Raw genomic sequence first — 13,863 nt, forward strand, 5'->3', positions numbered from 1 at the left:
ATTTAAAAAAAGATAAAACTAAAGCTAGATGGCAAATTTGAACGATGAATATCGATCACGATATGGCATGATTCGCTGTGGCTGTTTTTCCTGAAGGATATAATCAAAAATTTCTGGGAAAAGCCCAAAACCTGAAGCCACATTGATGTGACCCACTTGCCCAAGATTGACAGGTTTAACTTGCCAAGCCTGAGCCAGACGCATGGCATCATCAAAGTGTAGCCATGGGTCGTTTTCACTGATGATGAGTTGGGTTGGTACATCAATCTTTAACTGATGAAAATAATTGGCATAATCATACGCACTGTTGCGGGCAAATCCTGCTTCTCCAAAACGTGCAGGATTGGCAGGTGCAACTAAGGTTAAATGTTTAACTTTTTTTCGCAGATCAGCATGTTCAGCCAAGGCTGCAACGCTGGTCAAACAACCAAAACTATGCGCCACGATTTGAATCGGTTGATCAATAAACTGAACAGTTGCAAGGAGTTGCTCCACCCATTCAGTTAACACTGGGTGATTCCAGTCTTTTTGTTGGACGCGAGAGCAGTTGATCAATTCACGTTGTAACCATGATTGCCAGTGTTGAAATTCACTTCCTCCAACACCCGGTACAATGACTGTATGTAACATGTTGCTGCTCCCGATCACAGGTTGATTATTTGGCGTTATTTTCTTTGACGAGTTGGTCAAATACGCCGCCATTATCAAAATGTTGTTTTTGTACTTTGGTCCAGCCACCAAACTCTTTGTCAATTGTTACCAGTTTCAATGGCTTAAAGGTGCTGCTATAGCGTTTGAGTATGTCTGCATTGCGTGGGCGATAGAAATTTTTCGCCGCAATATCCTGTCCTTTTGGTGAATACAGGAAATTCAGATAGGCTTTGGCCAGATTTTCATTGCCATCTTTTTTCACATTTTTTTCTACAATCGCAACGGGTGGTTCAGCCAAAATCGAAAGAGATGGGGTGATGATGTCAAATTTGCCCGGTTGTTCACGCTGTGCTAAGTAGGCTTCGTTTTCCCAAGCCAGTAATACATCGCCAATACCACGTTCAGCAAAAGTTGTGGTTGCACCACGTGCGCCAGAGTCTAACACTTTAGTTTGTTTATAAATCTGACGTACAAATTCACGTGCTTTAGCATCGGAACCATATTGATGCTTTGCCCACGCCCATGCTGCTAAATAGTTCCAGCGCGCGCCACCTGAGGTTTTTGGATTTGGCGTGATAATTTCAACACCCGGTTTGACAATATCGCCCCAATCTTTAATGCCTTTTGGATTGCCTTTGCGGACAAGAAAAACGATAGTCGAGGTATAAGGGGTGGAGTTTTGTGGAAATTTCTTTTGCCAGTCCGCAGGTAATAATTTTGCTTTTTCAGCAATTTCATCAATATCTGCGGCCAAAGCTAAAGTCACGACATCTGCTTGTAGACCATCGATCACCGCACGAGCTTGTTTACCCGAACCGCCATGTGATTGTTTAAAATTGACATCCTGACCAGTACGCTGTTTCCAGTACGCGCCAAATTCTTTGTTAAAATTTTCATAAAGTTCACGTGTTGGATCATATGAAACGTTTAAAAAATCTGTTGCTGCAAAAGACGAAACTGAAACCAATGCAGCCAGAATCCCCACCTTTAATTGTGCTAAACGCATGTTTTTTTCCTCAAATATATCGAAATGTTTTGAACATGCGTGCAGCATACTGCGAGTTGTTATCCATAAAAAATAATAAAAAATGAATTTTATATGAATAAAAAAGAAATAGAAAAAGCTTATGTGTTTTTAAACTAAGCTGAGAAATCAACGGGATGTTTGGCGATGTGGTGTTTTAAGAATGCAGAACAAGTGGAAGCATTGGATTTACAAGATCGGGCATTTCATTATGGAGATGGATGCTTTACTACAGCGCGTATTTATCAAGGAAAGTTTGAGCTCAAAGCACGGCATCTATTGCGTTTAAAAAATAGCTGTGAATATTTATATCTCAAGGCTGATCTATCACTGATCGAAAAAAGTTTAGCGAAATTGCAAAGTCAATTGGATGTTTTTAATGGCACGCTTAAAATCATCATTAGTCGTGGTGTAGGGCAGCGCGGTTATAGTCTGCCAGAACAACATGCTGATGTGTACGTCTGGTTTTATCCGCAAACGCACACCGAATTTGCTCCTCAATTCATACAAACAGGGGTGTTAAATCAGGTGATAGGGATGAGCATGCCGCATTTGGTCGGGATAAAAACATTGAATCGGCTAGAACAGGTGTTACTGAAACAGGAAGCAGATCAACAACAATGGATAGAAGCTTTGGTAACAGATGTACAAGGGATGATTGTTGAAGGCGTGAGCAGTAATTGCTTTATTTATTTAAAAGATACATGGATTACACCCGAACTTCGTTATAATGGCGTGCACGGTGTGATGCGCGCTGAGATTTTATCCCGAATGGAAAAACTCAATGTGCCTGTCGCTCATGGTTTTATCGATATGGATGAGATTGCAAATATTCAGGCACTGTTTTTTTGTAATGCACTAAGTCCGATGAAAGCCGTGACCCATTTAGATGGAAAACCTTTAGATGCTCAAATTTGTGTAGATCTTTTTCATACACTTCAACTGAACCAGATTCACTGATATGTCAAAACCTTCAAATAAGCCTAAAGCAAAAAACAAGAAAAAACCGCCAAACAAAATCGGTTTTTTTGCGAGAAATAGAAAATGGCTGGTAGCATTTTGCATTGTAGCCATTGTGATATTTGGTTTGCTATGGATGAATCTATTTAAGGCTTATCCTGTAAAAGGTAAAAAAGAATTACTGGTGGTAGCTAACGGTGATACTTATTCACATTTTATTGAGCGTCTGGCAAAAGAAAATCAAGTTTCGGTTCCTTTGATTCCCAAGATTTATCAGAAATTTTTTATACATGACACCATGAAAGCAGGGGTGTATGAAGTCCCTCAAGGCATGAGTATTCGCCAAGTTTTAGTGATGCTATCCAATGCTGAAAATGCTCAAATGATTCGGGTTCAAGTGATTGAAGGAACGACCTTTAAGCAATTGATTGCAAATCTAAAAAAAGATCCGTATGTGACCAAGACAGTTGTTAATTTACCTGAACAACAAATTGCAACAGAATTGGATTTGCCTTACTCGCATCCTGAAGGTTTATTTGCACCGAATACTTATTTCTTTTCAAAAGGTGAAAGCGATAAAAAAATTCTGACCGATTTATATCATTATCAAATGAAAGCCTTAGATCAGGCATGGCAAAATCGTGCGGCAGATTTACCTTATCAAAATAAATATGAAGCCTTGATTATGGCGTCCATTATTGAAAAAGAAACCAGTCTGGACAGTGAGCTTGAGCAAGTGTCTGGAGTATTTGTACGCCGTTTAAAACTCGGTATGCGCTTGCAGACTGACCCCACTGTGATTTATGGCATGGGCGATAAATATCAGGGCAAAATTAGCCGACAGGATTTGCGTACCCCAACCGCTTATAATACTTATACGATGTCTGGTTTACCGCCCACCCCGATTGCTATGCCGAGTAAAAAAGCGATTGAAGCGGCGATGCATCCTGACCAATCCAAAAATATTTACTTTGTTGCGACAGGTAATGGTGGACACAAGTTCAGTGAAACTTTGCAGCAACATAATCAGGCAGTTCAGGATTATTTGTCCGTGCTAAGATCAAAAACGGATACCCAGAATTAGAACCCAAACATGTGTAACCCAAGCTCGTATCCAAAAACGACGGAGAAATTATGTTCATTAGCTTTGAAGGCACGGAAGGTGTGGGAAAAACCACGCTCATTCGAAAGATTCATGAGCATTTTGAAAGACAAGGTGAGCAAATTGTACTGACCCGTGAACCAGGTGGTACGCCTTTGGCTGAAAGAGTGCGTGATTTGCTGCTCGCGGTGAATCATGAAGAAAAAATGGCACATGATACAGAGCTTTTATTGATTTATGCAGCGCGCGCACAGCATTTAGAACAAGTGATTGTTCCCGCATTAAATGCAGGTAAAACAGTGCTCAGTGATCGTTTTACCGATGCCAGTTATGCATACCAATGTGCGGGACGTGGTTTAAGCAAAGAAAAACTGAAGATTTTAAATCAAACTTTTGTCTCGCAAATGCCAGATATTACGTTTTGGTTAGATGCGCCTATTGAACTTGGCATGTCACGTGCGCGTGAACGTGGTGCTTTAGATCGTTTTGAACAGGAAAAAGTCGAATTTTTTCAGCGTGTGCGTGAAGGCTATCAACAGTTACATCAGTTATATCCAGAACGGGTAAAACGTCTCGATGCAACTCAATCGCCTGAATTGGTTTTTGAGCAAGCATTAAGTCATCTACAATAAATCATTTCGATATAAAAAAACGCGCGAAAAGCATAAAGCTTTCGTGCGTTTTTTATTGAGATTCTGAACTTAAACTACATTCACTAAAGGTTGTTCCACTTCAAAACTTGGCGGAGTTAGTACCGTTTTGCGTAGCTCTGTTCCGAGTTCAGGATAATCTAGAGTGTAGTGCAAACCGCGAGATTCTTTACGTTGCATAGCGCATCGTACAATCATTTCTGAAACAAGCACTAAATTTCGCAGTTCAATCAGATTTTTACTGACCCGATAATCCTGATAATATTCAGTGATTTCTCGCTTTAACATTTCGATGCGGTGTAGGGCACGTTCAAGACGTTTAGTGGTGCGCACGATCCCCACATAGTTCCACATGGTCGAACGCAATTCATCCCAGTTTTGTAAAATCACAACGTCTTCATCTGCATCTGTAACCTGAGATTCATCCCAAGTAGGAACATCAGGCCATTTAAAATTGGAATCAAATTTGTTTTGAATATCCTGCGCAGCACTCATGCCATAGACAAAACATTCAAGTAATGAGTTACTGGCCATACGGTTAGCGCCGTGCAAACCTGTATAAGAGGTTTCACCGATGGCATATAAGCCTTCAATATCTGTCTGGCTATGTTCATCTACCACCACACCACCGCAGGTATAATGTGCTGCTGGAACCACTGGAATCATATCTTTGGTGATATCAATGCCCAGTTCAAGTAAGCGGGTATAAAGTGTTGGAAAATGCTCCTGAATAAACTCCGCAGGTTTATGGGTGATATCCAGCCAGACATGGCGAATCCCCAAGCGTTTAATTTCATGGTCAATCGTTCGGGCTACAATATCTCGCGGTGCGAGTTCAGCGCGCTCATCAAAACGTAGCATAAAACGTTCACCATCTGGTAAGCGTAAATATGCACCTTCACCCCGCATGGCTTCTGTAATTAAAAAAGATCGCGCCTGCGGATGATATAAACAGGTCGGATGGAATTGATTAAATTCCATGTTCGCCACGCGACAACCAGCACGATAAGCCATGGCAATCCCATCACCTGTGGCAATATCAGGATTTGAGGTATAAAGATAAGCTTTCATTGCACCACCACAGGCGAGTGCGGTAAATGGAGCTAAAAAGGTATGCACTTTTTCGGTTTTTTCGTCGAGCACATACAGTCCAATAGCACGATTACTTTGATCTTTTCGTCCTAGTTTATGTAATGTAATGACATCAATCGCGATGTAATTTTCAAAAATAGTCAGATTTTTTTGTTCTTTGGCACGTTGTACCAATGTGGTAGAAATTGCTTTGCCTGTTGCATCTGCTGCATGAATAATTCGGCGCTGTGAATGTCCGCCTTCACGTGTGAGATGAAGCTGATCTTCTTCATCAAGGGTAAATTCAACACCATGATTTAACAGAAAATCAACCGATGATCGACCACCTTCAACTGTTTGTTTAACTGCATCAAGTTCACATAAATGTGCACCTGCAATCATCGTGTCATCAATATGCTGTTGAATAGAATCAGTTTCATCTAGTACCGCTGCAACACCGCCTTGTGCATAAAAAGTACTGGCTTCAGTCAGGGAGGATTTCGCTAAAACCGCAATGTTGTAATGACTTGGTAATGACAAAGCAAGGCTTAACCCAGCGCCGCCACTCCCCACAATGATCACATCAAAATGATGAGTTGTGTTTGAATCAGACATGTCCATCAGCTAATTTACAAAAAGTTTGCTAATAACACGCTTTTTTTTAAGAAAAGGCAAGACTCTATATGCTTAAATCTAAGTCGAATTTTCAATAAACTTTCAGTTTTTAAAAATTTGAATGATCAAAATAGAGAAAATTTAATGGAATAATCGCAATTTTTTTATTCTGGAAATAATAAACATATTATTACGGAAATATAGAAAAAGTTGTGCTAAAACAATTGGGTCTAACCTAAAACTAGTGTGTGAGTTCGTGTTACATGAATAGTCGCTCTTTACAAAATGGAATGTATGCTATGGTTTTTACCATGGCGGCTGTACAAGCGGATGCTGCAACCCCTGTTGATTTTTCAAGTCTGGTCGAGCAAGCCAGCCCAGCAGTGGTCAGTGTCAATGTTGTAAAAAAAATGACTCAGGAAGAGTTGTTACAGCAACAAGTGCCCGAGATTTTACGTCGTTTTTTTGGTAATCAAGTCGTCATTCCACAACAACAGGCTCCACAAGAAAAAGTAGGATACGGGAGTGCCTTTTTTATTAGTAAGGATGGATATCTACTTACCAATCATCACGTCGTTGAAGATGCTTCACGTATTACCGTGACCTTGCAGGATCGACGTGAAATTGATGCAAAAGTGATTGGAAGTGATGAGCGTACTGACGTGGCATTACTTAAAGTCGATGGAACTAATTATCCTTCCTTGAAAATAGGCAATGTTGATCAATTGAAAGTGGGTGAGCCTGTGCTTGCCATTGGTTCACCATTTGGTTTTGATTATTCTGCTTCAGCAGGTATTGTCAGTGCCAAATCACGAAATATGCAGGGTGAAACCTCAGTTCCATTCATTCAAACCGATGTGGCTTTAAATCCGGGTAACTCAGGCGGCCCATTATTTAACCAACGCGGTGAAGTCGTCGGTGTGAATTCTCGTATTTTTAGTGGTACGGGAGGATATATGGGCTTATCATTTTCCATTCCGATTGATGTGGCGATGGATGTGGTACAACAGCTTAAAACTACAGGAAAAGTCACACGTTCGTATTTAGGCGTAATGTTACAGGATATCGATCGTAATCTAGCTGATGCCTATAACTTACCGCGACCAGAAGGTTCGCTCATCAATCAGGTTGCCCCAGATTCACCAGCTGCCAAAGCGGGATTAAAAGCGGGTGATATCATTATGAAATATAATGGTTCCCCAATTTCACGCACCTCAGATTTATTAAACTATTTGAATCGCACCATGCCAAAACAGACGATTCAGTTAGAAATACTGCGTGATGGCAAACCTCGTAATATTTCTGCGACTTTAACCACTGCGCCAGATGATACGCCAGCAACCTCAGAGCGTGCGACGCAACAAAATGGTCCAGTATTAGGAATGGCAATTCGAAACCTGACAGCAGCTGAACAATCACGTCTGGATGTTCGTGGCGGTATTTTGGTTGAAGATGTGACACGTGGCGGCTTGGCTGCGCAGTCCAATATTATTTCAGGTGATGTGATTACTCAAATTAATAATACCAGTATTTTAAATACAGGTGATTTTAGTAAAGCTGTTGCTGCGTTACCTAAAAATACAGTGGTACGAGTCTCTATTATTCGTCAGGGACAACGTGCGATGTTGGGCTTGAGAATTAAATAATCATTAGGCTGCTTTGATAAGTGTTTTTTATTTCTCTATGTGGAAGAAAATAAAAAGTATCTAAACAATAAAGCATCTAAATAATGATGAAATATTTTATTTTCATCTTAAAATAAAATCCCTTTACGATATAAAGCTGTAAAGGGATTTTAAAAATTTAAAGTAATTAAATATCCCAATTTTTTTCAGATAAAGTCATCTTATTATAAATACACTGATGTTCCGCTAATTTTAATGTATGCCACAGTTCACAAAAATCTTTGCCTAATGTTTTTTGAATAAATGATTGATGTTTAAATTGATTAAGTGCATCCAGCTGGTTAAGTGGTAAAAAAATATGATTATCTGGGTATTTTAATAAGTGGGATGGTTTTTTTATTTCTAGGCTATGGTTAAGACCGTAAAGGAGTCCAGTAAGAATGATTGCAACAGTTAAATAAGGATTGCAATCTGCACCTGCGACACGGTATTCAAAACGCTGATTTTGTTGATCAGAACAGGGCAAACGTATGGCGACATTACGGTTATTAATATTCCAGTTTGCTTCAAGCGGCACGTGTTGTCCGATTTGAAAGCGACGGTAGGAATTAATATTTGGTGCAAGAATCGCCATAGATGCTGGCATAAGTTCAATCAACCCCGTTATCGCTTTTAACAACGTTGGAGAGGGTTGATGAAGGTCATGTGAACTAAAATAGTTATTTAAAAGTGAGTTGCATAAACTCACATGAAAGTGCATGCCGCTCCCTGCTTGGTTCAGGTCTGGTTTGGCTAAAAAACTGGCGTGGAGATGATGGTGTTTGGCGACTTGCTTAACGATACGTTTTAGCGACATTACTTGATCACAGATCTTTAAAACATCGGCACTATGTGGAATATTTATTTCATATTGACCTGCGGCTGACTCTGAAACAATCGAAACAATTTGAATGCCTTGCAAATTGGCAATATGTTCTATTTCATCGAGTAGAGCTTGATAATCATCGGGTGCGTTCATATCAAAGCATTGACTGGCAAAAGTATATCCATCAGCTTTTGCATCTGATGGGTATAAATAAAACTCAAGTTCCGCTGAAATGATGGGAAAGTAGTCTTGTTCATTACATTCTGTCAAAAGTTTGCTTAAGATATTACGCGGTTCATAACCACATGCAGTCCCGTCTTGTTCTCGCATCGTCAAATAAACCTGAGCATTTGATTCAGGCTGAATGGGACAAGGCTTTAAACTTCCCAAGATGGGAAGACATAAATAATCAGGTTCACCGATATATTTACCTAGTCCAGTTTCTTCAACGACTTTTCCATCTAAATCCATCGCATAAATTGAAAGTGGGAAGTAACAACCCTTATGAAGTTGTTTTAGTGTATGAATATCAATTCTTTTTCCGCGAATATGTCCATTTAAATCATGTAAAATAATATCAACATGTTGAGTGTTTGGATTTTTTTCTAAATATAGTTGGACTTCATCTTCAAAGTTAAGTTTGTCTGTAGGATTTATTGCTTTAGAAATAAAATTGGATTTAGGTTTAAATGGATTGTTTTTATAAAACATATCATCTGCATGTTGTTTTGAAATATTCAGGCTACTCATCATAAAAACCTAGGCTGGGATCATGTATAAAATCCTAGATGAATCAGATTGGGAAGTAACGTAAAATGTGCGTAACTTTTTTATGCAAATAGCTTTTGGCAAATGAGTGCAATTTTTGATTTAAAATTAACGGTAAATCCTGAGCATATTGATCAATTGGGGCATGTGAACAATGTCAGATATGTCCAGTGGATGCAGGATGTCGCAACAGCACATATCGAGCGATTAGGCTTGGGTCTCAAACAATATTTGGAAATGAATCATGCTATGGTGGCTGTAGAACACCACGTACAGTATCGAAAAGCTGCCTTTGAAGGAGAGGAAATCATATTGCGTACATGGCTTGATGCGATTGATAGTTTGTATTTATCCCGCCAGTACGTGTTTTATCGTCCTAAAGACCAAAGTGTCTTATTCGTTGGGAAAACTAAATGGGCTTGTGTTGAAATCAGTACAGGTCGGCCAAAACGCATGTCACCCACCTTTACCCAAACCTACCAACCTTTAGCTCAGGAGATCAATCCGATCGATTTTACCGTGAATTATGACTAAGCGAACGGATTCATCTGCTTTTGCTTCAATCTTTTCAAAGGGTTTCATCAATACTTAGAGCGCATTTTGTGAGGATTACATGAATAGTTTTAAAAGCAGAATGATCGCACTATATTTTTAATCTGGGGTTGCTTATACTGTGCAGCAATTTAGGACAGTCCTTTTACATCTTGCATACTGTATGAAGTATTGCATTTAGAGATGTACTTTTTTTCAGAGTAATCTATGGCGTCGGCTAAAAAATCCGTTGATATCAAAAATATTCGTAACTTTTCGATCATTGCTCACATCGATCACGGCAAGTCAACTTTGGCTGACCGTTTTATTCAGATGTGTGGTGGTTTACAAGACCGTGAAATGCAGGCTCAGGTCTTGGATTCAATGGAGCTTGAACGCGAACGTGGGATTACCATTAAAGCGGCATCGGTCACATTATATTATACGCATCCAAATGGTCAGGAATATCAACTGAACTTCATTGATACACCAGGGCACGTTGACTTTTCTTATGAAGTTTCTCGCTCACTTGCTGCTTGTGAAGGTGCATTATTGGTCGTCGATGCTGCGCAGGGTGTAGAAGCACAGTCAGTTGCAAACTGTTACACCGCGATTGAGCAGGGATTAGAAGTTCTTCCCATTTTAAACAAAATTGATTTACCACAGGCTGAACCTGAACGCGTCATTCATGAAATTGAAGAAATCATCGGGATTGAAGCGACAGATGCACCCACCTGTTCAGCGAAAACTGGTTTAGGTGTTGAAGGTGTACTCGAACGTTTAGTCGATGTAATCCCGCCTCCAGAAGGTGATCGTGAAGCACCGCTACAAGCCTTGATTATCGACTCATGGTTCGATAACTATTTGGGCGTGGTGTCTTTGGTACGGATCAAGCAAGGACGTATTCGTAAAGGCGATAAAATGCTGGTCAAATCCACAGGTCAGGTCCATCCTGTAACTTCTGTGGGGGTGTTTAATCCGAAACATACCGAAACAGATATCCTTGAAGCGGGTGAAGTTGGTTTCGTGATTGCAGGGATTAAAGATATTTTTGGTGCGCCAGTGGGTGACACTATCACTTTATCTTCAACACCTGAAGTTGCGACTTTACCAGGTTTTAAAAAGGTTAAACCACAGGTGTACGCAGGCTTATTTCCGATTGATTCCAGTGATTTTGAACCATTCCGAGAAGCATTACAAAAACTACAAATTAATGATTCTGCTTTGTTCTTTGAACCTGAAAGTTCAGATGCGCTTGGTTTTGGCTTCCGTTGCGGCTTCTTGGGTATGCTGCACATGGAAATCGTACAAGAACGTTTAGAGCGTGAGTATGATCTAGATCTGATTAGCTCTGCACCTACGGTGGTATATGAAGCTGTAACTAAAAAAGGCGATACCATCTATATCGACAGCCCATCTAAAATGCCAGATGGGAGTTTGGTTGAAGATTTGCGTGAACCGATTGCAGAATGTCATATTCTTGTTCCTCAGGAATATCTGGGCAATGTCATGACCTTGTGTATCGAACGTCGTGGTGTGCAAAAGGATATGAAATTTTTAGGCAATCAGGTTTCAGTGACTTTTGAAATTCCGATGGCAGAAGTGGTGATGGATTTCTTTGATAAATTGAAATCGTGTTCGCGTGGTTTTGCATCGTTGGATTATAACTTTGTGCGTTTTGAAAGTTCATCTCTGGTTAAGGTTGATGTATTAATTAATGGTGAAAAGGTCGATGCTTTGGCCATGATCTGTCACCGTCAGGATGCGCGTCATCGTGGTATTGCACTGGTTGAAAAGATGAAAGATCTGATTCCACGTCAAATGTTTGATGTGGCGATTCAGGCGGCGATCGGTGCGCAGGTGATTGCTCGCTCTACTGTTAAAGCGATGCGTAAAAACGTCTTGGCGAAATGTTATGGTGGTGACGTATCGCGTAAGAAGAAATTACTTGCGAAACAAAAAGAAGGTAAGAAACGCATGAAACAGGTGGGTAGTGTTGAAATCCCACAAGAAGCGTTCTTAGCTGTATTAAAAGTCGATAGATAAGATGAGGTAAAGCATTGCTTTATCTTGCCGAAAAACGAGCAGCTGAGCTGCGAGTGAGGTTTTGTGGATTTTGATTTTAATTTGATTCTCGTTCCAGTCACGCTGTTATTTTTTATCGTATGGTTACTCGATAAATTGGTGCTTAAACAGCGCGCAACGAAAGGACGTGAAAATGAAAATTTTCTGATCACATGGGCATATGACTTTTGGCCTGTGCTGGGGGTGGTACTCATTTTGCGCTCTTTTTTGTACGAGCCATTTAATATCCCTTCGGATTCGATGGTACCAACACTAGAAACAGGTGATTTCATCTTAGTTAACAAATTTGACTATGGTGTGCGTTTGCCGATCATCAATAAGAAAATTATTGATGTCGGAGAGCCTGAACGTGGTGATGTCATTGTATTCCGTTATCCACCACAACCAACGATTAGTTATATTAAACGTGTGGTCGGTTTACCAGGCGATCATATTGTCTATGATCACGGTGAGTTGACGATTAACGGTCAAAAAGTACCAAAAGTTGCGACCGAATTTCATCGTGAAAAAGATATTTTGGATACACCAACCTCGATTTATCACAAAGAAACCTTGGGAACTCACACCCATCTAATGCGTGAACTTGAAGGGGTGAATATTGCTCGTCAAGCGCCGTTCATCAATTATATAGAAAATGGTAAATATTCGAATCAAGATGGTTTATATTGGGAAGTGACTGTTCCAAAAGGGCATTATTTTGCAATGGGCGATAATCGAGACCAAAGTGCAGATAGCCGTTTTTGGGGATTCGTTCCTGAGGAAAACTTAACAGGTCGAGCTTTTTATATCTGGATGCATAAAGAGCCAGGCTTTAAGATTCCATCGTTCAGTCGAAATGGGAAAATTGACTAAAAACACGATTAGGAATATTACAAATGCGTAAGTCTCAACAAGGCGCTTCGTATTTAGCCATTTTATTTGGGGTAATTTTATTTGCACTGGCAGTCAAGGCTGCCGTTGCAATCTGGCCAGCTTATTGGGATGACCGAGTGATTGATAGTCAAATTGAGGAGCTCATCCAAAATAGCGCTTCAGATATCACACCTGCCAAATTCGATATGCAAATGGATCAGCGTTTGGACATGAATAATATCCGTGATTTACGCTTCAAGGATATTGCCAAAGTGACCACAAACAATGGTTTAAACGTCAGCAAGAAGTACGAAATAAGAAAACCTTTCTTATTAAATATTGATTTAGTTCTAACATTCGAGAAAAGTTTTGATCAAAGGTCAGTCCAAGCTAAGTGATCCTCGATTACCGAGCAGGATTGGTTACCAGTTTCAGCAAGCTGATTTACTTCAGCTTGCTTTAACACACCGATCTGTCAGTCACAAACATAATTATGAGCGTCTGGAGTTTTTAGGCGATTCATTACTTGGCATGATCATTGCCAATTATTTATATCAGACCTATCCGCATGAAAATGAGGGTCGGCTTACCCGTATGCGTGCTACACTGGTACGACAGGAAGCTTTAGGCAAAATTGCAAACGATTTGAAACTTAGCCGGTGTTTAATATTAAGCACAGGTGAATTAAAATCGGGTGGTCATCACCGTGAATCCATATTAGCCGATACTGTAGAGGCGATTATTGGAGCAATTTATGTCGACAGTGGTGATTTAGAGTTATTAAAAAGTATCGTTTTAAAATGGTATACGCCTTATCTGGATCATATCGAGCCAAGTGATCAGCTCAAAGATCCTAAATCGCGTTTACAAGAGTATCTACAAGCACGTAAAAAACCTCTCCCTGTTTACGAGGTTGTAGATATTCAAGGTGATGCACCTCATCAGCATTTTAAAGTGCAATGTTCGGTAGCGGGGCTACCCAATATTGTAGGTGAGGGATCAAGCCGACGTTTTGCCGAACAGGCAGCGGCGGCAGAAATATTAAAGTTATTGGAGCAATAGCC

At 40.2% G+C, this 13,863-nt stretch carries 13 protein-coding genes; 9 read left to right on the top strand and 4 right to left on the bottom strand.

Going from position 1 to position 13,863, the window contains the following annotated elements:
* Positions 1-24: 24 nt before the first annotated feature.
* Both I6L31_RS00445 and I6L31_RS00450 read right to left on the bottom strand, forming a co-directional pair.
* Positions 25-630 (bottom strand): alpha/beta hydrolase, encoded by a 606-nt coding sequence (locus tag I6L31_RS00445; RefSeq protein WP_005003669.1) that lies wholly within the window; start codon positions 628-630, stop codon positions 25-27.
* A gap of 25 nt (positions 631-655) precedes the next feature.
* Positions 656-1,657: a sulfate ABC transporter substrate-binding protein gene (locus I6L31_RS00450; protein ID WP_004989870.1), complete on the bottom strand. Its 1,002-nt coding sequence runs from the start codon at positions 1,655-1,657 to the stop codon at positions 656-658.
* Positions 1,658-1,822: 165 nt separating this feature from the next.
* On the opposite strand from I6L31_RS00450, the gene pabC reads away from it, so the two are divergent.
* The 3 genes from pabC to tmk are packed head-to-tail and all read left to right on the top strand — an operon-like array spanning position 1,823 to position 4,369.
* Positions 1,823-2,635, top strand: a complete 813-nt coding sequence (gene pabC, locus I6L31_RS00455; protein ID WP_005003674.1) for an aminodeoxychorismate lyase — start codon at positions 1,823-1,825, stop codon at positions 2,633-2,635.
* 1 nt (position 2,636) lies between these two features.
* Positions 2,637-3,719, top strand: a complete 1,083-nt coding sequence (mltG, locus tag I6L31_RS00460) for an endolytic transglycosylase MltG (protein WP_004989861.1) — start codon at positions 2,637-2,639, stop codon at positions 3,717-3,719.
* 50 nt (positions 3,720-3,769) lie between these two features.
* Positions 3,770-4,369, top strand: a complete 600-nt coding sequence (gene tmk / locus I6L31_RS00465) for a dTMP kinase (protein WP_004989857.1) — start codon at positions 3,770-3,772, stop codon at positions 4,367-4,369.
* Positions 4,370-4,438: 69 nt separating this feature from the next.
* Here tmk and nadB read toward each other — a convergent pair whose 3' ends face one another.
* Entirely contained in the window at positions 4,439-6,073 is a 1,635-nt protein-coding gene (gene nadB / locus I6L31_RS00470) for an L-aspartate oxidase (RefSeq protein WP_005003677.1), read from the bottom strand.
* Between the two features lie 263 nt (positions 6,074-6,336).
* Between nadB and I6L31_RS00475 the strand changes: the two genes are divergently transcribed.
* Entirely contained in the window at positions 6,337-7,719 is a 1,383-nt protein-coding gene (locus I6L31_RS00475; protein ID WP_004989852.1) for a DegQ family serine endoprotease, read from the top strand.
* A 166-nt stretch (positions 7,720-7,885) separates the two neighbouring features.
* Here I6L31_RS00475 and I6L31_RS00480 read toward each other — a convergent pair whose 3' ends face one another.
* Positions 7,886-9,313 (bottom strand): glutamine synthetase family protein, encoded by a 1,428-nt coding sequence (locus I6L31_RS00480; protein WP_035272038.1) that lies wholly within the window; start codon positions 9,311-9,313, stop codon positions 7,886-7,888.
* 102 nt (positions 9,314-9,415) lie between these two features.
* Here I6L31_RS00480 and I6L31_RS00485 point away from each other — a divergent pair, with 102 nt between their 5' ends.
* From I6L31_RS00485 to rnc, 5 genes are all read left to right on the top strand, one after another.
* Positions 9,416-9,865, top strand: a complete 450-nt coding sequence (locus tag I6L31_RS00485; RefSeq protein WP_005003683.1) for an acyl-CoA thioesterase — start codon at positions 9,416-9,418, stop codon at positions 9,863-9,865.
* A 225-nt stretch (positions 9,866-10,090) separates the two neighbouring features.
* Complete coding sequence (gene lepA / locus I6L31_RS00490) at positions 10,091-11,908, top strand: translation elongation factor 4 (protein ID WP_004989846.1); 1,818 nt, start codon at positions 10,091-10,093, stop codon at positions 11,906-11,908.
* Between the two features lie 63 nt (positions 11,909-11,971).
* On the top strand, positions 11,972-12,799 hold the full coding sequence (lepB, locus tag I6L31_RS00495; protein ID WP_005003687.1) for a signal peptidase I: 828 nt from the start codon (positions 11,972-11,974) through the stop codon (positions 12,797-12,799).
* 23 nt (positions 12,800-12,822) lie between these two features.
* A complete protein-coding gene (locus I6L31_RS00500; protein WP_005003689.1) occupies positions 12,823-13,197 on the top strand; it encodes a DUF4845 domain-containing protein in 375 nt (124 codons plus the stop codon).
* Positions 13,169-13,861, top strand: a complete 693-nt coding sequence (rnc, locus tag I6L31_RS00505) for a ribonuclease III (protein ID WP_004989842.1) — start codon at positions 13,169-13,171, stop codon at positions 13,859-13,861. Before I6L31_RS00500 ends, rnc begins: the two co-directional genes overlap by 29 nt.
* Positions 13,862-13,863 lie beyond the last annotated feature (2 nt).

Origin of the sequence: Acinetobacter septicus (assembly GCF_019355975.1) — a bacterium.
Classification (GTDB): domain Bacteria; phylum Pseudomonadota; class Gammaproteobacteria; order Pseudomonadales; family Moraxellaceae; genus Acinetobacter; species Acinetobacter ursingii.

Excerpts from the sequence above, each read along its gene's own strand:
- I6L31_RS00445 (WP_005003669.1), bottom strand. The coding sequence starts at position 630 with ATGTTACATACAGTCATTGTACCGGGTGTTGGAGGAAGTGAATTTCAA.
- I6L31_RS00450 (WP_004989870.1), bottom strand. The coding sequence starts at position 1,657 with ATGCGTTTAGCACAATTAAAGGTGGGGATTCTGGCTGCATTGGTTTCA.
- pabC (WP_005003674.1), top strand. The coding sequence starts at position 1,823 with ATGTGGTGTTTTAAGAATGCAGAACAAGTGGAAGCATTGGATTTACAA.
- mltG (WP_004989861.1), top strand. The coding sequence starts at position 2,637 with ATGTCAAAACCTTCAAATAAGCCTAAAGCAAAAAACAAGAAAAAACCG.
- tmk (WP_004989857.1), top strand. The coding sequence starts at position 3,770 with ATGTTCATTAGCTTTGAAGGCACGGAAGGTGTGGGAAAAACCACGCTC.
- nadB (WP_005003677.1), bottom strand. The coding sequence starts at position 6,073 with ATGTCTGATTCAAACACAACTCATCATTTTGATGTGATCATTGTGGGG.
- I6L31_RS00475 (WP_004989852.1), top strand. The coding sequence starts at position 6,337 with ATGAATAGTCGCTCTTTACAAAATGGAATGTATGCTATGGTTTTTACC.
- I6L31_RS00480 (WP_035272038.1), bottom strand. The coding sequence starts at position 9,313 with ATGAGTAGCCTGAATATTTCAAAACAACATGCAGATGATATGTTTTAT.
- I6L31_RS00485 (WP_005003683.1), top strand. The coding sequence starts at position 9,416 with ATGAGTGCAATTTTTGATTTAAAATTAACGGTAAATCCTGAGCATATT.
- lepA (WP_004989846.1), top strand. The coding sequence starts at position 10,091 with ATGGCGTCGGCTAAAAAATCCGTTGATATCAAAAATATTCGTAACTTT.
- I6L31_RS00500 (WP_005003689.1), top strand. The coding sequence starts at position 12,823 with ATGCGTAAGTCTCAACAAGGCGCTTCGTATTTAGCCATTTTATTTGGG.